General features: G+C 35.0%; 16 protein-coding genes and 3 pseudogenes. 4 read left to right on the top strand and 15 right to left on the bottom strand.

The annotated features are described in order from the left end of the window. Window positions 1-36: 36 nt before the first annotated feature. From BTJ66_RS05170 to cntK, 11 genes and pseudogenes are all read right to left on the bottom strand, one after another. A pseudogene (locus BTJ66_RS05170) lies at window positions 37-3,810 on the bottom strand (lectin-like domain-containing protein); the annotation flags it as partial. Window positions 3,811-4,377: 567 nt separating this feature from the next. Next, window positions 4,378-5,584, bottom strand: a pseudogene (locus BTJ66_RS05165) (GTP-binding protein). Between the two features lie 98 nt (window positions 5,585-5,682). After that, window positions 5,683-6,855 carry a staphylopine family metallophore export MFS transporter CntE gene (cntE, locus tag BTJ66_RS05160; RefSeq protein WP_099089911.1) on the bottom strand — a complete coding sequence of 391 codons (1,173 nt, stop codon included), beginning with the start codon at window positions 6,853-6,855 and terminating at the stop codon, window positions 5,683-5,685. 29 nt (window positions 6,856-6,884) lie between these two features. Continuing rightward, window positions 6,885-7,634, bottom strand: coding sequence for an ABC transporter ATP-binding protein (locus BTJ66_RS05155; RefSeq protein ID WP_099089894.1), 750 nt, complete (start codon window positions 7,632-7,634; stop codon window positions 6,885-6,887). Next, window positions 7,627-8,442 carry a staphylopine uptake ABC transporter ATP-binding protein CntD gene (gene cntD, locus BTJ66_RS05150; RefSeq protein ID WP_099089893.1) on the bottom strand — a complete coding sequence of 272 codons (816 nt, stop codon included), beginning with the start codon at window positions 8,440-8,442 and terminating at the stop codon, window positions 7,627-7,629. Before cntD ends, BTJ66_RS05155 begins: the two co-directional genes overlap by 8 nt. Further along, the gene (gene cntC / locus BTJ66_RS05145) at window positions 8,439-9,302 is read right to left on the bottom strand and encodes a staphylopine uptake ABC transporter permease subunit CntC (RefSeq protein ID WP_099089892.1); all 864 of its coding nucleotides are present in this window, start codon (window positions 9,300-9,302) and stop codon (window positions 8,439-8,441) included. Before cntC ends, cntD begins: the two co-directional genes overlap by 4 nt. After that, window positions 9,299-10,237, bottom strand: a complete 939-nt coding sequence (opp1B, locus tag BTJ66_RS05140) for a nickel/cobalt ABC transporter permease (protein ID WP_099089891.1) — start codon at window positions 10,235-10,237, stop codon at window positions 9,299-9,301. Before opp1B ends, cntC begins: the two co-directional genes overlap by 4 nt. Window positions 10,238-10,254: 17 nt before the next feature. Continuing rightward, complete coding sequence (cntA, locus tag BTJ66_RS05135) at window positions 10,255-11,850, bottom strand: staphylopine-dependent metal ABC transporter substrate-binding lipoprotein (protein WP_099089890.1); 1,596 nt, start codon at window positions 11,848-11,850, stop codon at window positions 10,255-10,257. Between the two features lie 14 nt (window positions 11,851-11,864). Further along, window positions 11,865-13,199 (bottom strand): opine metallophore biosynthesis dehydrogenase, encoded by a 1,335-nt coding sequence (locus BTJ66_RS05130; RefSeq protein ID WP_099089889.1) that lies wholly within the window; start codon window positions 13,197-13,199, stop codon window positions 11,865-11,867. Further along, window positions 13,192-14,001: a staphylopine biosynthesis enzyme CntL gene (gene cntL / locus BTJ66_RS05125; protein ID WP_099089910.1), complete on the bottom strand. Its 810-nt coding sequence runs from the start codon at window positions 13,999-14,001 to the stop codon at window positions 13,192-13,194. The genes BTJ66_RS05130 and cntL overlap by 8 nt, the downstream gene beginning before the upstream one ends. A gap of 27 nt (window positions 14,002-14,028) precedes the next feature. Continuing rightward, entirely contained in the window at window positions 14,029-14,883 is an 855-nt protein-coding gene (cntK, locus tag BTJ66_RS05120; protein WP_099089888.1) for a histidine racemase CntK, read from the bottom strand. Between the two features lie 424 nt (window positions 14,884-15,307). On the opposite strand from cntK, the gene BTJ66_RS05115 reads away from it, so the two are divergent. Further along, window positions 15,308-16,135, top strand: coding sequence for a YdcF family protein (locus BTJ66_RS05115; RefSeq protein WP_099089887.1), 828 nt, complete (start codon window positions 15,308-15,310; stop codon window positions 16,133-16,135). Window positions 16,136-16,516: 381 nt separating this feature from the next. Here the strand turns inward: BTJ66_RS05115 and BTJ66_RS13945 are convergent, their stop codons facing one another. Next, a complete protein-coding gene (locus BTJ66_RS13945) occupies window positions 16,517-17,362 on the bottom strand; it encodes a CatB-related O-acetyltransferase (RefSeq protein ID WP_167380376.1) in 846 nt (281 codons plus the stop codon). A 510-nt stretch (window positions 17,363-17,872) separates the two neighbouring features. Between BTJ66_RS13945 and BTJ66_RS05105 the strand changes: the two are divergent. Further along, window positions 17,873-18,133 (top strand): annotated as a pseudogene (locus tag BTJ66_RS05105) (hypothetical protein); the annotation flags it as partial. A 104-nt stretch (window positions 18,134-18,237) separates the two neighbouring features. Here BTJ66_RS05105 and BTJ66_RS05100 read toward each other — a convergent pair. Continuing rightward, window positions 18,238-19,041: an alpha/beta hydrolase gene (locus BTJ66_RS05100; protein WP_420801874.1), complete on the bottom strand. Its 804-nt coding sequence runs from the start codon at window positions 19,039-19,041 to the stop codon at window positions 18,238-18,240. 263 nt (window positions 19,042-19,304) lie between these two features. Here BTJ66_RS05100 and BTJ66_RS05095 point away from each other — a divergent pair, with 263 nt between their 5' ends. Together BTJ66_RS05095 and BTJ66_RS05085 are read left to right on the top strand one after the other, a co-directional pair. Further along, the gene (locus BTJ66_RS05095; protein ID WP_099089885.1) at window positions 19,305-20,039 is read left to right on the top strand and encodes an NAD-dependent protein deacylase; all 735 of its coding nucleotides are present in this window, start codon (window positions 19,305-19,307) and stop codon (window positions 20,037-20,039) included. 227 nt (window positions 20,040-20,266) lie between these two features. Next, window positions 20,267-21,100 carry an alpha/beta hydrolase gene (locus BTJ66_RS05085; protein WP_099089884.1) on the top strand — a complete coding sequence of 278 codons (834 nt, stop codon included), beginning with the start codon at window positions 20,267-20,269 and terminating at the stop codon, window positions 21,098-21,100. A 237-nt stretch (window positions 21,101-21,337) separates the two neighbouring features. On the opposite strand, the gene BTJ66_RS05080 is transcribed toward BTJ66_RS05085, so the two are convergent. After that, window positions 21,338-22,186 carry an aldo/keto reductase gene (locus BTJ66_RS05080; protein ID WP_099089883.1) on the bottom strand — a complete coding sequence of 283 codons (849 nt, stop codon included), beginning with the start codon at window positions 22,184-22,186 and terminating at the stop codon, window positions 21,338-21,340. Between the two features lie 61 nt (window positions 22,187-22,247). After that, complete coding sequence (locus BTJ66_RS05075; protein WP_099089882.1) at window positions 22,248-22,673, bottom strand: MerR family transcriptional regulator; 426 nt, start codon at window positions 22,671-22,673, stop codon at window positions 22,248-22,250. Between the last annotated feature and the right edge of the window lie 224 nt (window positions 22,674-22,897).

Raw genomic sequence — 22,897 nt, 5'->3', positions numbered from 1 at the left:
ACTCACGGATGTACTTAGTGATGTCGATGCACTATCTGAATCACTTAATGATGTACTTAGTGATGTCGACGCACTACCTGAGTCACTTAATGACGTACTCATTGATGTTGACGCACTACCTGAGTCACTTAATGATGTACTTAACGATGTTGAGGTACTGTCTGAATCACTTACTGATGTACTTAACGATGTTGACGCACTGCCTGAATCACTCACGGATGTACTTAGTGATGTCGATGCACTATCTGAGGCACTCAATGATGTACTTAACGACGTTGACGCACTGGATGAGTCACTTACTGACGTACTAAGTGATGTCGATGCACTACCTGAATCACTTAATGATGTACTTAGTGATGTCGATGCACTACCTGAATCACTTACTGACGTACTTAGTGATATTGACGCACTGCCTGAATCACTCACGGATGTACTTAGTGATATCGATGCACTATCTGAATCACTTAATGATGTACTCAACGACGTTGACGCACTATCTGATCCACTCAATGATGTACTTAGTGATGTCGATGCACTACCTGAATCACTTAATGATGTACTCAACGACGTTGACGCGCTATCTGAATCACTCAATGATGTACTCATTGATGTCGACTCACTACCTGAGTCACTTAATGATGTACTTAACGACGTTGACGCACTATCTGATCCGCTCAATGATGTACTCAACGATGTTGATGCACTGGATGAATCGCTCACGGATGTGCTTAGTGATGTCGACTCACTACCTGAATCACTTAATGATGTACTCAACGACGTTGACGCACTATCTGAGGCACTCAATGATGTACTCAATGACGTGGATGCGCTATCTGATCCACTCACTGACGTACTTAACGACCTTGACGCACTATCTGAGCCACTCAATGATGTACTTAGTGATGTCGACGCACTACCTGAGTCACTTAATGATGTACTCAATGACGTGGATGCGCTATCTGATCCACTCACTGACGTACTTAACGACGTTGACGCACTATCTGAGCCACTCAATGATGTACTCAATGATGTCGACGCACTACCTGAGTCACTTAATGATGTACTTAACGACGTTGACGCACTATCTGAGGCACTCAATGATGTACTCAACGACGTTGAGGTACTGTCTGAATCACTCACTGATGTACTTAGTGATGTCGATGCACTACCTGAATCACTTAATGATGTACTCAACGACGTTGATGCACTGACTGAGTTACTTACTGATGTACTTAACGATGTTGACGCACTATCTGATCCTGACACTGACGTGCTCGTGCTTGTTGAATTACTCATCGAAGTACTTAGTGACGTGCTCGCACTTGTTGAATCTTTCAATGACATTGAATTACTAGTTGAAATAGAATCACTCTCTACATTATTAGTAATATTCAAATTAAATGTAGTTGTTGTTTTATTACCTTGATTGTCTACTGAAACAACTGTAACCGTTGATAATCCAATAGTTTTTGGTGTACCACTAATTTTATTTGTAGCTGGATCAAAAGTAACACCATATGGTAGCCCAGAAACAGTATTAGCCACTGCAGTACCACTATTGTCTGTTGTAGTAATAGTAATGTCATCTATAGGCCTAAACACTTCTTTGGTTTGATTTGCGATTGGCATTACTTTCGGTGCAGTAGTATCGACAACATTTATTGAAAATTGGGTCGTTATACTATTACCAGTACTATCAGTAGTAACTACTGATACAATTGAATTACCTACTTGTGTTGGTGTGCCTACTATACTGTTTGTTGCAGGATTATATGTCAATCCACTTGGTAAGCCTGTCACTTGGCTAGTTGGCGCATCTCCACTGTTATCAGTTACTGTTATTACAATTGGTGAAATTGCTGTACCTACTTCTTTGGTTTGATTTGCTATTTGTACAGTTGGCGCTTTAACATCTTTATAATAATAAATAACTGTTTGCCCTTGATTAGTTAATTTCACTGCTTTTGATGTTGCATTATAGTTAGGTGCGTTTGAACTATCTGTAGATACGAAAACATAACCTTTATTAGTAATCGCAGTATTTTGATCGTTCAAAGTCACGGTACTATCTACATCACCAGTTAATTTTTGAGGTGGCAAAATTTCTTTACCGGTTGATACGTCTACATACTTGGCTTGAGCTACGGCTGATTCCGTATAAGTAAACGTACCAAATTGTACCTGTTGTAAATTACTCGCTCCACCAGTTGATGCTGTCATTGATAAAGAAAAATTGGTTGTTCCACTTTGCTTAATCCAATCAGAAATATTTCTTGTCCAAGTTTGTCCCGCGTAGGTCACTGTCATTACTTTAGTGTCACCATTATAATCAATAATAAAATTTTGAAACGAATTATCTTCCGGTTGTACTTTTAATTTCATTGCATCTTCGGCTGGGTTAGAAGAAATATATGTACTTGCTACACCATTAGCGTTTGTGGTAACAAATGCACCAAATGCACCTCCCCCAGCAACTTTTGCTGGGTCAGCATTCGCACTCGCTGTTGCATTAGGTTTAGAAGTATTATGATAAGTATCTAATTTGAAACCAAACGCATTTTTCAATCCCCCAATACCTACCGCTGCACCTTCTTTTCCTGTTTCTCCCAAAGCACCTGGTGAAAACGCAAATCCTATACCATCTCCACCAGTCTGACCATTTACACTTTTCCCTTCATATTTATTACCTAGATTAACTTTTCCTTCAAAACGGAAACTTTTATTAGAGTTAATTTTAGTATTAAGAGACACTGCACCTTTTAAACTATTCTGATCAGGTGTGAGAGTAACAACACCTGTATTTTGGTTAAAAGTTGCACTACCTGATAGTTTCATATTGTCATTAAAGTTATCTTTTGTAACTACGACATTATCAGATTGAACAGTCGCAGCTGTAGCCGCAAAAGACGTTGCAGCCATTCTACTAATACTTCTTAAAGTCTTTGGTATAGATACATCATTGCTATTTGCTGTTGAGGTAATAGTAGTTGAAGCTTGCGTGTGTTGGTTAGATTCTGAGGTATTTAAGCTTGAAGAAAATTGCTTTGAACCACCTATAGATGTGCTTTGTATATGCGATTCACTTTTACTAAATATTTCACTTGAAGTATTATCTGTTGTCGAAACTTTTGTTTCATTAATATTACTTTTATTTTCAGTTCCTGTGGTTGTACTCGTTGATTTTATTTCACTTAAACTATTATCTTTATTTGCATTTTTTTCTATATTTGTTTCACTCGTAAATTGACTCTCTATCGTTGATTGACTAGTTTTAGAATCACTCGTTGATTTCTCAACAGTAGATGTATTATCACTTATTTTTTCACTTACACCTGTATTGATTGCGTTACTACTATTATGTTCTGAGCTTTTTACATTGTTTTCAGAAGATGAAATTTTACTTTTTTCAGAATTTGACGATACTGAATTACTATCAAAAGTTCCACTTGCACTGTTGATTTTAGTAGAATTTTGGGTCGCTACTGTTTCACTATATGATGACAATTCTGAAGTAACAAGATGTTCCGAATCAGCAAATGCATAATGATCATTAAGGAGATTTACCGTTAAAGCACCTCCTATCATGGCAGATGTTTTACCAAGGTGTTTTGCTAGTACACTTCTTTTTTCTTCATTAATTTCATTTTTACTTTTCACTATACTTCTACTATAAAAAGGAATACCCATAATTCTTAAAAGTTCTAATTCTTTCAACCCTGTTTTAACCCATTGTTTGCCAGATTTGTATAATTTAAATCTTACTTTTTCTTCTGTTAAACTTGAATTCAAATCTTTTTGCTTTCTAGACATATTTTTTACTCCGATAACTAAAATTTTCAATTAATTGTATCACACTTTACTCTATAAACAATATATTTTACAAACTATTTCATATTCTCTTCCGTTACATACTTTTATAATTTGATAATAGAATCTTAGGCTTTTAACATTATACTAATTTAAATTTTACTATTCTGTTCAATACTTTAAAAAAATCCATAATAAAAGCCCATAAGCGTCATTCTATCGTAAGCTGTTAATAATTACACAACTTATACAATATGTGACGATATGAGCTATATAAATATTACTGTAATAAAGTGAATAATCACGTACAGTAATTCTATACAATTAAGAAACTGGTCTTTAAGAACTATATGTAAGAATACTAAATCACTTAGTTTCAAAAGTTTCTATAGGAATAAGTAAGCATAAGAGTATTGAAAATTATTTTGCTGAGTATGAGCAATTTAACTATAATTCTAAAATACAGAACGTAGAACTAAATTATCTTAATAAAAATTAAATATAATACATATTATTGGACGATTACAGTCAAGGATTATTTTTTGACTAAGTCTATTATAAAATTTCCATTCAGTTTTCACTACCACTAATCACCCATTCATATGGATCTACTAACTGGCTCCAGTCCGCTACTATTTCATGATGCTTCAACAAACATGAGTCAAGTTCACGTTCGATTTTTTCTGTATCTAAATCCGTACCAATAATTACAAATTGCGTATTTCAATCTCCATATTCAATGTCCCACGATTCTGCAACATCTGTTCGTTCTGGAAGGATTTGTCGTTGCTGTGCTTGTGTCATTGCTGCAACCCAATAAGTTACTGGGCTAATATTACACGATGAACCTGCTTGAGATAATAAACATGCAACGTGATTGTATTGTGCGAGCCACACAATACCTTTAGAACGGACAATATTTCCCGGGGTATTTTCCAACCATGTATGGAAGCGTTCTGCGTGAAATGGCAATCTTCTTGAATATACGAATGAACCGATACCATATTCTTCAGTTTCTGGTGTGTGATGTTCATGACCACCTTCTGTTAATTCTTTAATCCATCCCGCAGCATTGCTCGCCTTTTCAAAATCAAAGCAACCTGTATCCAATAATTCATTTTAATGGTACTTCAGCATTCACACTTTTAATTAATTTCGCCTCAGGCTGCAATTGCTTTAGAACGTTTATTAACTTATCAAGTTCCGCAGCAGTAACTAAATCTGTTTTATTCAATATTAAAACATCACAGAATTCAACTTGGTCAATCAATAAATCTGCAATTGATCGTTCATCTTCGTTATCTACACCTTGGTCACGATCATTTAATAAATCTTCCGAGTTGATATCGTGTGTGAAGCGATGCGCATCGACCACTGTTACCATCGTATCCAACTGACAGATGGACGTTAAGTCGATACCCAGTTCATCATCAATATATGAAAATATCTGTGCTACTGGTACAGGTTCTGAAATACCAGTAGATTCAATCACAATATTATCAATATTGCCTTTCCTCACTAACTGTTCAACTTCTTTTAACAAATCTTCTCTCAACGTGCAACAAATACAGCCATTTGATAATTCTACAAGCTTCTCATCAGTTCTTGAAATACCACCACCATCAGCTATTAAATCTTTGTCAATATTCACTTCACTCATATCATTAACAATAACTGCAATTTTTCGATTATCTCTATTTTTTAAAATGTGATTAAGTAATGTTGTCTTACCTGCCCCTAAATAACCACTTAGTACTGTAACTGGAATTTTATACATTGAAATAGCTCCATTTTATAAATCGCAATAATTACGTTTTATAATTTAACCTTAATTACTTATGTCAACTAGGGAATCTGTATATTTCTATTTTAATATCATAGCTTTTTCACAAACAAACTCATAAATATCATACAAATCGCCAAACAACCGCAGATGATATACATCCAGGTAAATCCAAACCAGTCCGATATTGGTCCCATTACAGTACCACCTAATGAGATACCTAAATCGGCACAAGCGATAAATAAACCAAGCAACATGTTTCTTCCATTCACAGGTAAGGTAAAGCTCAAATATGTTGTTAAAGTTGGATATACAAGTGCTTGTGTCATACCTATCAATATCGCTGCACCGTAAAATAATATTATTGGTAATTGTGCACCATACGCGACTATAAATGATGCCATAGCGAGTAACGATAATACAATAATCATAAATTGCACATGCCACTGCCCATCAGAAGGTATCCATTTTCTTAAATAAAAGCGGACAGCGACAATCGCAATTGCTTGAATTGTTAAAAATAGACCTGCATTAGCAAAACCACCTTGAATGGTATACAGCGGGATAAACACACTTACTGCACCAAACACAACCGATGCCCCTATCATTATCGTTCCACAAACCAATAGTTCTCTATTTTTGAAAAATTGACTGAATACGGTGATTGCATTAAAAGAGGTTTGCTCAATTTTATTTGATGATTCTGGACGTGATGCATTTCTAGTAATTCGATAACCGAAAAATGTAGTAGAAAGTGCAATCATTATCATTACAATTGCAAATACACTGATTTGGTTCATTTGCCATATACCTACTGCAATAAAAGGACCAATTAAATTAGGAATAGTAGAAAATAGCGAGTACAAAGAAACCCCTTCTGCACGATGTGCCTCTGGCAATGCGTTGATAATACCAATCTGTAATGCCATAGAAAAGAAAGCCGTACATACTCCTTGCATGACACGGGCAATAAAATAACCTTCTAAACCAGTCAATCCATAAAGCATTAAAGCCACTCCATTAATGACTAATATTAACCTCAATACTTTAATTGCACCGACATTCGCTATGATTTGTCCTGCCCATGGTCGAAATAGCATAGCCGTTAACATATAAGCGCCCATAACTACACCGACTACCGTGTTAGTGGCTCCTATATCATGGCTTCTGAGCGGAATAAAGACATTCAATATTGCATTTGCACTAAAGAACATTAGAGTTAATATGTATAATCTTAAAAATTGCCATGACATTGCACCACTCATCTTTATGCTTGTCACATTTACCTGCCTCCTTAAAATGTTAGCTGTTTATCAATTAATGCACGAGTATAAGGGTGCGTCGTACGATGCAAGTCACATGTATCTATTTGTGTTACAATCGTTCCATTTTTAAAAATAACTAGTCTATCACATAAATAGGTTGCAACTTGAATGTCGTGTGTAATAAAAATATAACTTAGCTGACGTTGTTCCTTAAGATGAATCAACAAATCTAAAATTTGCGTTTGTATAGACATATCTAATGAACTAATCGCTTCGTCTAATAAAATATATTTAGGATTGAGGCAAATGGAACGTGCAATCGCTACACGTTGTGCTTCTCCTCCCGATAACATATTCGGATATTTATTGAGAACGTCTTTAGACAACCCGACCTCTTCTAATAGCTGTATCGATTGAGACAAACGTTTATCTTTCGACCACTCACCACTAAATCTAAGCACTTCTGAAAGTATCATTTGTACCGTGTGAAATGGATGTAAAGAAGAAATATAATCTTGAAAGACCGCACTCATTTGTTGTTTTCTAACTCTGCGTTGATACATCGGTCTACCGTTAAGTGTGACACTTCCTAGATCTGGTTTTTCTATACCTAATATCAAACGGCCTAGTGTGGATTTACCACTGCCACTTTCACCAATAATACCAATCGTTGTGTTCATCGGGCATTCCAAATTTACATCTTGTAAAATTTGTTGTCTCTGATGACGAAATAAACCAGTGCTTTGGTAGGACTTTGTTACCTTAGAAACTTTAAGCATGTAATTCACCTCGCATTGTTTTTTTAAAATGCTGGTTAATTTTCTGTTTCGTCGATATCAAGTATTTCGTGTACGTATGTTCAGGCTGATATAACACCGTTTCTTTTAGTCCTGTTTCAATGCATTGACCTGCTTTCATAACTAGCACGCTATCTGCAACTTGGTTAATCACTGCCAAATCATGCGAGATAAAAATCATTGCACAATCAAATTCTTTTTTAATATTTCTAAATGCCTCTAACACCTCATACTGCGTAATGGTATCTAAGGCAGTCGTTGGCTCATCAGCAATAATCAGTTTGGGCTTTAAAGCAAGTGCTAGAACAATCATTAAGCGTTGTAACATACCACCAGACAACATAAACGGATACGATTGCATTATCTTTTTCGGCTGTTTCAAGTTCATGAAATCCATATACTTTAACAAAACCGCTTCGATTTCTTTCAATGATAGCTTCGTATGCGCCCTCATCGTTTCAAACATCTGTTTACGTACCTTTGTAGAAGGATCAAATGCCCGACTACCTTGTTGCATAATCATCGCAATTTCACCACCACGCTGTTCACGCAATGATTGCTCTGACACCTTTAGTAAATCGATACCATCAAAATAGATATGCCCTTCAACCTTTAGACGACTATCATTCAAACCTGTAATGGCACGACACGTAATCGTCTTACCACTACCACTTTCACCAATAATACCAAGTGTTTCACCTTTTTTAATTTGAAAGTTAATGTCACTGACTAATGGTTGGTTTGTATGTGAATCCGTAATATATAGTTGCTTTATCGTTAATAAACTCATGATGTCATCACACCTTTTTTCACCGAATTTAATCGTTGTTTCAATTCAATACGTGGATCAAGCGCAATTTGCAGTGCATCTGACAGAAAATTAAATGCCATAACAATAATAATAATGGCTATTCCTGGGGCAAACATCATTTCTGGATGTGTAAACATGACTTTCCGTGCTTCGTTAAGCATCATGCCCCACTCAGCCGTTGGTGCTTTTACACCTAATCCTAAAAATGAAAAACCAGATATTTGTAATATCATAGAACACATTGAACTACTGGCAATAATGGCAATATCAGCCAATGTTAATGGTAAGATATGTTTCATCACAACACTCAAATCTCTCATACCAATCACTTTAGCAAATTTTACATGATCAGATGTCGTGTATTGCATGACACTTGTTCGAATAACACGGCAGAACCAAGCCCAACGTGTCAGTATAAAAGCCAACATAATATTTTCTGCACCTGCACCAAGCAACGCAATTAATGCGAGCGCAACAACATAACTTGGAAAGGCTAGCATCAAATCACATAGCCGCATAATTACCGCATCAACATAGCCCTTCATATATCCTGAGATAAACCCAAGTAAAGCACCTATACTAACCGATGCACATAAGGCAATTAAGACATATAATAGACTTGGTCTTATCGCGTAAATCAGACGTGTTAATATATCTCTTCCTAAATGATCTGTGCCTAATAAATGTTGTAAACTCATGCCAGCAAATTTATTAGCTACATCTACAGTCGTTGGTGCATATGGCGTCACGATAGGCGCACATATACCAAGCAAGATATATAATGTAATAATCAACAGTGCAACGATGACTGCTTTATCCTTTAATAAACGTTTGATCATTGCACATGCCCCTTCCTTAATCTAGGATTTAACCACCCATTAATCACGTCAGCCAATGTATTGAACACGATAAACAAGACGGCAACGATTAGGACATATGCCTGTATAACCGGGAAATCTTTCTCAAGAATCGCTTTTAAACTCAACTGTCCTAAGCCTGGCCAAGCGAACATATATTCAATCACGACGATCCCAGCCATTATCATGGGTATTGCCATACAGAAAATAGATACAGTAACCTGCATCGCATTACGTAATATATGCCACAACACCGTCGATGATTTAACACCACAAGCTTTTAAATACACGACGTAATCCTTATTCAATTGTTCAATCATGGCACTCCTCACATTTCTAAAATATATACCAGCGTAAGACATTGTCATAATCAACACGGGTAGGATATAGCTCTCAACACCTGATAAACCCGACGTTGGTAAGAGATTGAGTTTAACTGAAAAATAAATAATAAACATTGAAGCTACCCAATAAGACGGCAGCGCCATGACAAAAAATGCAATGCCACGTATCACACGATCTGTACGCCTTCCTGCAGTATACGCACTTATGATACCTAAACTTACCGACGTCACAATAATCGTTACACTAGATACAACCGTCAGTTTAAGTGTATTGATAAAAGCTGGTGCGATTCGTTCTGCAACAGAATCTCCAGTGATATAACTATTGCCGAAGTTGAGTTGCAATGCTTGCACCAACCAATGCCCATACTGAATTAATAACGACTGATCAAAGCCATATTGTGCATTAATTTCATCAATAAGTTGCGGTGTGATATTGGGTGCACCTTGCGCATGTAATACTGCTATGGCTGGATTTTCATTTGTAATAAAACTAAGTCCAAATGTTATAAAACTAACCGCTATCAATAGGGGAAACATAAACAAAATGCGCTTAAATATAAATGTGGTCATGATGATACCATCGCTCCTTATTTATAGTACATTTCATTAAATGGTAATTCATATTGAGATTGCGTAAATGTCACACCGTTCAAGTCTTTAGGCGTCACTATCGTCATGCGTCCATGAGAAATCGGGATAAAGATGCTCTCGTCTTCGACCTGTTTTAAAATAGCTTGATATGCTGCTGAACGCGCTTCTTGACTTTGAATTTTAAAAGCTTCGTCTATATTGTTATAAAGCGACTTTTTATTTTTTATGCCAGATGTTGCACTTGCGTAACCATTTTTAGCTTTAAATGCTGACATTGTGCTCTGTGGATCATATAATAAGCCCCACGTTTGGTTAAACATTAAATCATACGCACCCGAACTGCGACGCTCAGCAATTTTCTCTGATGTTTCTCCATTGATATTTAATGTTACACCTAATTGTTTAAATGCTTCCTGTAAAAATTCCGCTTGTTCCTTTTGGCTTGCTGAGGCTTTATCGTAATACATCGATAAAGTTAAATCTTTGCCATCTTTTTGACGAACACCTGCCTGGTTATTCATTTTCCAGCCTGCTTGATCTAATAATGAAGCCGCTTTAGATGTATTAAAGTGACGCGTTGGTAAATCAAAGTCAACGTCAGTCACATTTTTTGAAAATAGCTGTGTCGCTGGTTGTTCTTGGCCATCTAAGATCTCTTTGGCGATTTTGTCTCGATCGATCATATGGCCAATCGCCTGTCGTACCGTTTTATCACTTACTGCACTATCTTTCTGGCCTGAATTGGCGACAATCATTTTCGTGTTCATCGCCTGACTGCGAATCGTCTTATACTCTCCTTTATCAGTAAGTTGTTTTAATGCGTCTTTATCTAAGCTATCGGTACCCCTGTCATCTGTATATGCAAAATTTGTTTCTCCTTTTTGCATAGCTAAGAAGGATGTTTCTCCAGCAGGCATAACCTTGGCTACGACTTTATTTAATTTGGCTTTTCTGCCCCAGTAATCATCATTTTTTACAAATTCAGCTGATTCATCCTTTTTGTGTTTGCCTGATTTAAATGGTCCTGTACCATCAAATGCCTTCACGCCATCTTTTGTTGTATTATCTTTAAAGTCCTTCGGCGATACAAAGACATATGGACGCGGCATCGCTAGTTCAGCTAATGCCGGTTGATAAGCTTCAGATAGGTGCAGTGCTACTGTATGCTTATCCTTTACCTCAACGCTGTCAATTAACGTTGAAATCTTTAGCCATGAATGGAGCGCTTTATTTTGTTGCACTGCATCAATATTTTTCTTTACGGCTTCAGCGTCAAATGATGTACCATCATGAAACTTCACATCGTCTCGTAATTGGAACGTGTAAGTTTTACCATCATCAGAGACTTGCCATTTTTTAGCCAGTAATGGTTTGATACCATCCTTTGTATTTTTTACTAAAGGTTCATAAATCATACGTTCTGCAGACATTGAACCCTCATAAACGTGCGGATTCATATCACCAATATCTTTTACTGTCGTATACGTTAATTGCTTCTTATCTCTTTGTTCTTCGAGTCCTTTGTGACCGCATCCTGCTAAGACCAATCCGGACGCGAGTATCACTGCACTCAGTTTTGTTAGTTTATTCATATCGTTGCCTCTTTCTATTTTTTATTTTCAATGTTTAATGTAAAACAATTTTTAAAATAGTCTTTGATTAAGTTCACGTCTTTTTCAAAATTTTGAAGTTGAAACTGTTTTGAAAAATTTAATTCTGGATTTGTCGCTATAAATTTTGAAATATGTTCACTATAACGTTTTAATAACCGATCCATCATCGGCGTCTCAATTCCTAATAACTTACCGATCTGTTGAATGATGCTTGTTCTATAATAATCTTCATATGGCATACGTGGGAGTTGCATCACACCTTGTTTATCTTGATAAATTTGTTGAAATGGTACAGCTGAAAAATCAAAATATCGTCCTTGGGCATCCGGTTTGGAAAATGGATCAATTAAGATTGAACTATAACGCACATACAATAAATACTCTTGATGTATGGCGGGTAACGATTCAAAATGCACAATGTCATAGGGGTTAAATGTTTCTTCACGCACTGGGTAGTTTTCTTTTACCATAAACGCTAATAAATTTAATGACGGTGCTTTAAGATGTTGTAAAATTAAATTAATTTCCTGCCATAACACTCTCATTTCATGAATAAGTCGCATCGTGATTGGCCCTTCTGGAAACAATTTATAAACATAGACAGGTACGTCGCTTCCATCTAAGATGGTGCGCATCGAAAACTCATTCATAAACAACGGCGGATGTACGTATAACGAACTGTTGCGCGCTTCTGCTAATAAGGGCGTCGCTACTATGGTTAAACATACATCGACGTGATCAAACAAAGTTTGTAATGTCTTTAACATGGGTGAGTCTTGTTTCGTTGAACCGATATACACATGATGTTTAATCCCCGTTGTTACTACTTGATGTGGTGCTTCAATATCATACACACGTGTATCACCAATATATGTTGAGAAAGAAATAACTTCTATATCAGGATTGATTTCATTAAGTTGTTGTTGAACCATCATATGAGAACCAATTGTTGGAGAAATTAAAATAATTTGTTCTAATTGTTTAAGAATTGGCGTTGCTATTCGCTCGATAACTGAACGATATGCGTCTGCCTGACAGGCTAAGATCAACGTGTCATATAGCTGTTGAGACCTTAATCGTTGGTTTAAATTATTATAATCTGCATATAGCTGATGCAATGTAAATTGTCCCGTTAGCGCTTGATGCTCCTTGTTTTGCACTGAAACTTCTAATTGGTTATGTTGTTGATAGTTTTGGTAAAAATCGTGCGCCTTCATTGATGTATTTGCGCGCCCCACCATGCCTATATGATGTCGTTTATCTTTTGAAAATATACAAGCGAGTTGAATCGCTACAGGACCTGTGCCAGCAATCAAAACATTAGACATCATTCCTGACACCAGCCTTTACTAGTGACTTTCGGTAAATTGCGACATCAAAAATCTGATTTGCACGTAACTGTTTATGCACACATTTCCATTTTTTTAAATTTGTTTCCTCCATCGGATAATTAAATAGTGCTTTAAATCCGTTGCCATAACGCATTGAAATCACCACTTGGTTATTTGTCAGTGCATAAAGTTGATCTAAAATTTGATACTTAATCGGTACCGTAGAGCTAAAAATGATATGTGTTACTGTATCTATATCTTCAAGTTGCGCTACCGTTTTATTCGATATATGTATATTAGCTTCTGGTGCCAATGTCTTGGCGACACGTTGTCCTAAATCCACTGCAGTGTCATCGATATCAATACCTATGACTTCTGCCCCTATTTCTTTGGCTACTTGAATTAACGTCATAGGATAAGCACCTGAACCCACTAGCAGTAATTTGTCATTTGCCCTTACTTTGCATTGTCCAAATTCTTCATTAATACAATGTTCTATGTTCTCAAAATATTGAGATGTCGAAGCTTCACCATTTAATAACCGTTGTGCCCTTAACTCTTCCATTAACTTCACACTTTTTGCTGAAATATCAGCCAGTTGCTGCGTCATCCGTTGTTTCTCTTTAATATCTAACCATGATGTGTAAGCTTGCTGATATTGTTGATCTAAAACAAATCCACTATACCTTTCAATTAATTCTTCGAGTTTATGTATATTTTCATTATTTTGTACTACTTCTGTATATCGCTGTTCAAATGCTTTCAAATATATTTCTAATTGTTCATTTATGTTTATCATTGAAGTTGTTTGCCTCATTCTAATCTCCTATTCTATATATGCTGTTCCAGTCGCTATGGTAGCAACTTTCCCTTTAATTGTTGTGTTATAAGTCGCTTTATCTTCAAGTTTAGAAGTCACTATCATATGGCCACCTGGTTGATACACGGTGAGCGACTCAATGTCGTTGCCTTTTTGATCATTTTCAACAATACCAATAGAAGCTGCCCCCGAACCGCAACTATGTTCCCAGATACAACTCTGTACCTCTGGCAAATAAATTAAGGGAGTTAAAAATTGCGCTCCTCTATCAAATAGCATAATGCCAATTGTTTTAAATACATTGTTCCATTGTGTAGAACGTACAAAATGTTCCAAGCTTTGTTGTAGCTCATTAGAAATGTCCTGTGTCTCAATGTGAATCACATAGTGAACATAACTTTCATAGCGTACCGCTGTAGCAAAAAATGATTGGTTATCTAATGTAAGTTGCCTTTGGACAATAGTTTCAGGTTGAGGCATCATCACTTCATAATAACCATCATGATGTATGTTACATTCCACTAAATCTGAACGCCCTGATATTTGCATTTGAAATTGCGTGAGATTTGACTCGTGTCTTTTTCCTGTTGTACTAATACGACGTTGCTCATTTAAATAGTGCATAAATGATATCGCTGCATTTCCACAAAATTCATTGCCACTCATTACTAAATGAAAATGTTGTTGCGCATCGCTCTGATCCGATTCAATAAACCCTACTTGTTCACAACAAATATGTGATGTTTGCATGATTTGATTCGCAATAGACACGTACGACGCTTTGTCATGTTTAGAATGCACGAGTACAGTCATGTTGCCTGAGGGATTATACTTTGAAAATTGAATACGCTTGCTTGTCATACAGAACTCCTTTCTGATGCATATATTTTTCCATTCTTTAAATAAGAATCATTACGATTTATTACATATCATATATCTTCAAAATGATGAAGTCAATTACAAATATAAAATTGTGTATCAATCAATAATGAATATATTTAGTCTTAAATTATGCCGCCACCAGATTGGGTGTGAACATATAATGGCGTCTTGCATTAATGAGATGACTGATAAATAAGTAGCGTACATTTGCTGAAATAACGTGTCTTAAATCCTTACATGTATACAAAAAACACTTCAAAAGATAGTTGTTAAAAACTATCTTTTGAAGTGTTTTAATTATTCATTGCATATAACAATTGTGACACATTACTAAAACTGCGCTTTTTGTATTGTATACTACTCATTAACAAGGAATACCCATACTCAGTTGGAGGCACGTTATATGAATTATATCTGGTCGGTAATTATTTTAATATTCATTGTGACAACGGTTCTGGCTATTACTTTAGACAAAAGTAATTTGTATAAAGGGGGATGTGTTAATCTAAGTTTATTTATAGCTATGTTTATGTTATATATCTTTGCTATAGATTTAAACAATTACTGGTTAACTTTATTTTTACTTTTAATAGCCGCATTTTTTGTTGCCATACTTCCGTTGTCCTTAGTATTGCTCATTGGTAGCTTATGCTATTTAGGTTGGCAATTAATGACTAAAGAGGGTAAACGATTAACTAATTTTTTGTCATTAGGGTTAGCCAGCGTCTTGATCTCATTGCTCATTTTGAGTATCATCATTAATTCAATAAAAGACACTTTCTTCTCATTAACTTGGCATTGGATTTCTGCGCTCATCCTATATTTCATGTTACACATTTTTTCATTTGCAACAACGTATCTCTATTTAAAATTTAAGAGAAAAAACGCACCACCAGCATATATCATTATATTAGGTAGTGGATTAATCAATAATGAGGTGCCACCGTTATTGCAAAGTCGCATAAAGAAAGGACTAAACTTATCAAAAAAATTCCCTAATGCCACCATTATTTTTTCTGGTGGTCAAGGTGAAGATGAGGAACTTGCTGAGGGCTTAGCTATGCAAATTTATGCACAGAATCAAGGTTTGGATGTGTCCAATAGCATTGTGGAAAATAAATCACTGAATACGTATGAAAATTTAAAATTCAGCAAAAGTTATATAACCAACTTGAATGACTTATGCTATATCATCACAAATCATTCCATACGCTACGTGCTGCACAGTTAGCTAAGCAAATGCATTTAAAATACGAAGTGATTGGCTCACCTGTGAAATTATACTTTTGGACAAATGCAATTATTAGAGAATACATCGCAACGTTAGCCATGCATAAATACCGTCACGCAACCCTTTTATCAGTAATCACCATTATTTATTTAGCCATCGGTGTTCTCAACTATATCATTCGCTAGTTCCTATGATATCTCCTTCATGTGAAACGATGGCAACAGATATTTACAAACTGATTTTTATTAACTATGACGGCATACTAACCTCAGACAACCCTGAGGCTCCGGATGTCCTATATCATATTTCGCTCTACTGATATTTATGAAAACATAGAAAAGGCGGGGCGCATCCATCATTAAGTGCGCCCCGCTTTTTTCATTATTTATCTATTTCGTTCTCTACTTCTAAAAAGTCACTTAGTGTTAACGTTGATGGTTTAAATGGTTCTATTTGATTAGTAGCTACAAGGTGTTCTACTTTTTCCAAAAACACTTCTATTGAATCATCAGGCATTACATCCTTGAAATCTGCAAATCCGTATTGCCACCACTTTAATTTTAATAATCTTTCAATAATCTGATCTTCAAATCGATAACGGATTACTTTCGCAGGATTCCCTCCTACAATTGCATAAGGTGGCACATCTTTCGTAACAACTGAACCTGCTGCTACAATTGCACCATCTCCGACAGCGATGCCTTTTGAAGAAAAAAGCACATCTTGCCCAATCCAAACATCGTTTCCGATTACTACTGGTTCCATACCTCCAACTGTCGATGGACGGTGATTGTATTCAACACCCGCTTCTTCAAGATAATCATTAAAAGCACATGTCGATTTACTATAAGTTAGCATTGAAGTAGTGAAGCGTTCCATTGGATGATTGCCACCCATACGTCTAACTTGTGCTGCAATAGAACTATAGCGACCTACTATTGTATTGATGGGCAACATGCTATTTGTGGAACTAAAAGCCCCCATAGAATGAAATACATTTCCGACAAAAAACATTGTATATTGTTCAATTTGCGCATGATTTGCTATCTTTAGCGAATTATTATTCGACAGCCTAAACTTTCCTTTAACACTCGACAAGGTATACACATTATTTTTCAAAAAAAGTTCTTTATAATCCTGGTTTACGTTAAACGTTTTACAGCCATGTGATGCTGTTTCAACTAAATCATCTGTATAAAATGTTATTCCTTTAATCTCTGTTGACATGATAACCTCCGTAACCAATTCATGTTTATACACGTAAAAAATCCAAACCTGATACTTTATATCCTTATATTTAATATTAATATATCCATATATAGTTAGCCACCTTTTATTTAATTGTACTGACATAGTCACAAAATAATGTTTCAACCTACGTGCTCAGAAAAATACTTTAAACAATATCTTTTAATATCAAACTGTACATCAAAATTATTTTTAAGGAATGGCAATAATATTCATTATTAAAAAGATTTTTAGCAACTAATAAGGTATAATCAATATAAACATACATATTTTGTTCAAAGGGGGATTTTTATGAAATTTAAATATATAGCTACTGCTATTATTTTTGCTTCTATTGGTTTATCAGCTTGTGATATTAATATTAATACAGGATCAGGGGGAGATTCTAAAGATTCAAACAAACAAGATCAAAACAGTAAAAATAATGATAGCGATAATGCAAGCAACAATAATAACTCATCGTCATCGGATAACAATTCATCATCCAACAATAACAACAACAATGAAAGCAACAATGATGGCAATGATTATAGTAGTGAAGTTACACGTGAGAATGTCATTGATAAAGTTGAAGACTACGAAGGTCATACTTTAGATACTGAGCAATACACTTATAAAGAACCAGAACAAAGTGCTAATGGAGAATGGGGATTTTCTTTCACTGATAAAGACGGTGACTTAGCTGGTTCTTACATTATTGATCCAGATGGCTTCGTTACAAAATATGATGAAGATGGCGAACCAGAATAATTGCATCAATTAGGTTGTCACTTTAATCATTTACTTCCTAATTTAATAAACAATAGTCCGAGACATACATTTTATGTCCCGGACTTTTGTTATATTGAAGGCTATCAATTTTTCTTCCATAAGAAATCAATTAATTCATTAGCGACTTCTTTATTTTCATGTAATTGACTATGTTGTGCAGACTTACCTTGATACTTTGACTCTTTATAATGTTTAGGACTATTTCCCAGTAAATATTTTAGTGATTGAGATGAACTATTTGATACACGTCCATCAGAATGAGTACCGTCCTCTAAATCACCAAATATGTTTAGTACCGCTATATCCTTTCCTTTATAAATATCTTTAAGCACGCGCAATTGATTATATGGTGGATTCATACGACTAGGTTTGCCGTTGCTATCTACACTAATTTCATTAACTGTTTCGTTCATATTTAAAACACCATTAAATGTTCCAGCGATATTTACTTGCTTATAGAGTTGTGGTAAAGATGCATCCTCACCATATGTCCTCATATATTGTGCAAAAGTTAAATTCCCCATAGAATGACCAACAAAATTAAATTGTTTGATTTTGTATTCACCTTGAAGTTTCACGAGAACCGATTTGAACCATTTTGCATTTTCCTCAAGATTGCCTTGTTTATTATCTTCCAATTCAAGTTTCACGATTGGATTAACCGCATCTTGGTTAAAGTGCCCTTTCAATGTTACATTACCTTCTTTTGATACAAACGCTGTTATCACATTTCGGGTGACACTTCTGTCCTCGGCCTGTTTAACCATAAACGTTTCTGAATTCGCACTACCTCCATAACCATGCAAAAAAAGTGTTGGTGTTTGCCCATTCACAAAATTTGTCTGACGGACGTGATGGTTCGTAGATTGCTTTTGATGCACAATAATCACAATAGTTGTAATTATTAAAACTAATAATAACGCGATCCAAATCCATAATTTTTTCACTTTACTATCCTCTATTCCGCTATTTTGATTATATTATAATCTTTGTTCAATATTAATGATTTACTTTTTGGTAGTATTACATAACTTCGCTTTATATGCAGGATATATTTGCTAAAATACTTCTCAAATTTTAAAATTAACATAAGTAATGTATTCGAAAGCAAGTTATCGTTTAGCATTCAATTTCTAATGGAGTGAGATAAATGAACCACAATATTGAACAACTCAAAGATATCATTAAAGATTCAAATAAAATTACATTTTTTACAGGTGCAGGCGTTTCTGTTGCAAGTGGTATCCCTGATTTCCGCTCTATGGGAGGCTTGTTCGACGAAATTTCAAAAGAGGGTTACTCACCCGAATACTTATTAAGTACGAATTATTTACAAGATTCTCCAGAAGGATTTGTCGAATTTTATCACAAACGCTTACTATTAGCTGATAAACAACCCAATCTCGTACATCAATGGATTGCTCAATTAGAACATGACAAACGTTCATTGGGTGTCATCACTCAAAATATTGATGGTCTACATGCTGATGCTGGTAGTTCTAATGTAGATGAGCTACATGGCACATTAAACCGATTTTATTGTATTGAATGTAATAAAGTATATTCTAAAGCCTATGTAATGGCACAAGATTTACGTCAATGTGAAGCCTGTGGCAGTGTCATTAGACCAGACATTGTACTCTATGGTGAAATATTAAATGAACAGACGATTTCGAATGCAATTCATAAAATACGAGAGGCAGACACGTTATTCGTCTTAGGTTCATCACTTGTCGTCCAACCTGCAGCAGGACTTATTTCCTATTTTGAAGGTCAGCACTTAGTTATTATAAACAGGGACCCTACGCCATATGACCACTTGGCTAGTTTAGTTATTAATGATGATATGGTCACAGTGATTAATGAAATCAATCATATAACATAAATATAGCATATAGATTTGAACATGGAATTGCTTGCATAAGCGCATAAACAGACTGTTAGCATAAATCATATACTTTATTCTGCTGATTATACTTATATTCAGCCAGAAAACCTTAGCGCTTTTTTAGACGACTTAGGTCTAACACAAGAAGAAAAAGAGAAAATTAATTACAAAAACGCTGAGCAGCTACTGAATATAAAATAATCAAGTTATTGGAGGAATTTTTTATGCATACATTAGAACTAGAAGGAGCAAAATTAAATTACTATAAGCAAGGACAAGGTCCCGTACTCATCTTAGTCCCAGGTGCAAATGGAACTGGAGATATCTTCTTGCCTTTAATAGATCAATTAAAAGATCATTTTACAGTCGTTGCTGTCGATCGACGTGATTATGGACATAGCGAACTTACGAAACCACTTCCAGATAAAGCTCAGCAACCTAATGATGATTACCGTGTAAAGCAAGACGCTGAAGACATCGCCCAACTAGCTAAACACTTAAGCGATGACCCTATCTATTTACTAGGTAGCAGTTCTGGAGCCATTGTGACCATGCATGTTTTAAAAGATTATCCTGAAATAATTAAGCACATTGCCTTTCACGAACCACCTATCAATACCTTTTTACCAGACAGTCAATACTGGAAACAAAAAAATGATGTAATTGTAGATCAGATATTGAATAAAGGTTTAGAAGTTGGTATGAAAACATTCGCAGAAACGCTTAACATTTCTCCTATTGATATTAAAAGTATGTCTCAACCAGTATCTGAAGATAATGAAGCACAAAAAGAACAATATGAACGCATGATATTTTGGTCAAAATATGAAATTAGACAGTACACGCATTCAGAGATTAATTTATCTGATTTCACACAATATAAAGACCGCATTATATTGTTAAATGGTACTGATTCTAAAGGTTCTTTCCCCCAAGATGTGAACTTTTACATTTCTGAACAAACAGGTATTAAAATTAAAGAAATACCTGGTGGTCATTTAGGCTATATACAGAAGCCTGAAAGCTTTGCTGAAGTTTTATTAAATATTTGGACATAACAAACAAATAGCAAAATCGCATTACCATTAAACCATGATTAATGAAACAATCCGTTTAGATATATGAGTAATAAACCAAAAAGAAGAAACCTATTGTAGCAATTATTTATATCATTAAATATTAATAACGCGTCTCATAATACGTAACACATCTACAAAGTAATTTTCTTTAGTGTGTATTAAGTATCTTGAGACGCGTTAATATTATGTTTGAGTAAAATTTGTAAACACCTTTATTTAAACATTTAATTTTCTATTAGAAAGTGCCTTAATCATCTCTGGGTCAGCATGTGAAAAGAATTGACTATTACTTTCTTCTAATGTGGCGATTTTATTTTTATCTTCAGCTGTTAATTCAAAGTCAAATATATCTATATTTTGTGCCATTCTTTTTGGGTTAACTGATTTCGCTAGTACAACGATGTCGCGTTCAACTAACCAACGTAGTATTACTTGTGCGATTGATTTATCATATTGATCCCCAATCTCCTGCAACACTTCATTGTTGAATAAATTATTTTTCCCTTCTGCAAAAGGTGCCCAAGCTTCTACTACTACACTTTCTTTCTGTAATGCGGTTACTTGCTCTTCTTGTTGATGGAAAGGATTGATTTCTATCTGATTGACTTCAGGCTGTATACTGTTGTTAATACCTAAATCTACAACACGGTCAATACCACAATTAGAAACACCAATGGCTCTAATTTTGCCCTTTTCTTTCAATTCTTCTAATGCTCTCCATGATCCATAAACATCATTATAAGGTTGATGTATAAGTACTAAATCTATATAGTCAATATCCAATCTCTCTAAAGAGCGATCAATAGATTTAAGCGTATCTTCATAGTTCACATTTTCTATCCAAACTTTAGTTGTTATAAATAATGATTTTCTATCTATTCCAGACGCTTTAATTCCTTGACCTACTTCAGTTTCATTCAAATAACTTTGGGCAGTATCTATATGTCTATAACCTGCTTTAATCGCTTCTACAACTGCTTCTTTTGTTTCTTCTTGAGGAATTTGAAATACGCCAAACCCTAGTACCGGTATTTTAACATCGTTACTTATTTCAATATTTTTCAAAGTAAAACCCTCCTTAGTTACATAATGTCACTATAAACAATGGAGTTCACTCAATAGCAAATCAATTGTTTAATTTTTTCTCCCAAAGTCTTTCAACACTGTCTTTATCGATAGTGTCAGCATTAATTTTAGCTATATGATTATCATAGTTATCGATTTTATATTGAAGTAAATCTCTTGCATTAAGCACTGTCTCTAATTTCTCATTTAATTCTCCCAACTGATTATTTAAGATTTGTTTTTGTTGATTTTGTATATCATAATCTTTAGGTAACTGTCCTAATCTGCAAAATTCTATAAGAGATTCAATACTAACACCAGCTCTTCTCAAATGTTTCACTAAATAGACCCAATTTAAATCGCTGTCTTTATATATACGATAACCATTCTTGTCACGACCAACTGGGGGAATAACACCAACCTTTTCATAATATCTAAGTGTATCTTGTGAAACTCCAATGAGTTCTACAACTTCTTTTGTTTTCATAAACGCTCTACTCCTTAATTTAAATTGATTTAAATGACTACTTTCGATATGTTGCCAACACATAAAGACACAAGATAATGTTCCCAATGAGTAAAATTACATCTAATTTAATCAAAGTTTTTTATTTCAAAACAATCCGTATAAAATATTATGATTGATCTTAAAATAACAAAATAAGGAGCGAAAGAGAAATCTAATTGTTTCATTAGACTTCAAATTCCCGC

It is taken from the genome of Staphylococcus edaphicus (assembly GCF_002614725.1).
GTDB lineage: Bacteria > Bacillota > Bacilli > Staphylococcales > Staphylococcaceae > Staphylococcus > Staphylococcus edaphicus.
Note: the sequence above shows the minus strand (reverse complement) of the source record. Positions and strands in the feature narration are given on the sequence as shown.